Annotated in this window: 1 protein-coding gene; it reads right to left on the reverse strand. The window is 59.4% G+C overall.

Annotated features, from left to right (window positions below; genetic code table 11):
* The coding region (locus GY725_03890) for an ISL3 family transposase (GenBank protein ID MCP4003316.1) at positions 1-809 on the reverse strand (809 nt) is incomplete at its 3' end.
* Positions 810-860: the final 51 nt, after the last annotated feature.

Below are 860 nucleotides of genomic sequence, written 5' to 3' on the forward strand. Positions count from 1 at the left end.
AGCCGGCTTCGCGCGGCCCAGCCGTACCATCGGTCGAAGAACTTCTTGGCGTTCGCGGCGTACGCGTATTCCCAGAACCAACGGAACTGTTCCTTGATCGCCCAGGCACGCGAGGTTTTGAGTTCCGAGTCTTTGAGCGACTGGAACTCAAGCCAGCGCTCGTCCTTCATGTTTTCCGGATTGAAGAGCCAGGAGTGCTTCGAGCCGGCGAGCGTTTCGTCGCCATCCTTCTTCAAGGCCTTGTGCTCCTTCCGGCGAACCTTGTCGACCGCGTCGTTGAGGTGTTTGCTGATATGGAATTTGTCGTGAACGATATCGGCCTGGGGTGCATGTTTAGTGGCCGCGTTTCTGAACGCCGTCCACATGTCGATGGCGACGGCCTTCACCTTTTTGCGTTGCCGTTCGGGAATCGCCGCCCAGGCCTTATTGGCCGCCTTTTCGTCGCGACCTTCGGTCACTTCAAGCACACGGGAACCATCGAGATCGACAAGGACGGTCACGTAGTTGTGGCGACGCCTAAAGCTCTTTTCGTCCATGCCGACATGTTCGATCTTCTCCGTTTCGCGTTTCGCCAGCCCTCGCTGAACCGCACTGTCCATTATCCGCTGAGCGGCGTCCCAGGTGATCCCCAACAGTCCGGTCGCCGCCTTGATGTTGCCGCATGCGAGCAAGACGTCGATGGCGAAGGCCTCGAACAAGAGCGTGAAGCGAGAGTGTTTTTCCGCCCAAGGCACGGCGATCGTTTTCACGCCACATGCCTTGCAGTCGGCGCGAGGCGTTCGCGCGACGATCCTCGTCTCGAACTGCATCGTGTCCAGATGCCGCCACGTCCGCTGAGGCGCGTGATCCGCGATCGTGCA

The sequence above is a fragment of the bacterium genome (genome assembly GCA_024226335.1).
GTDB lineage: Bacteria > Myxococcota_A > UBA9160 > SZUA-336 > SZUA-336 > JAAELY01.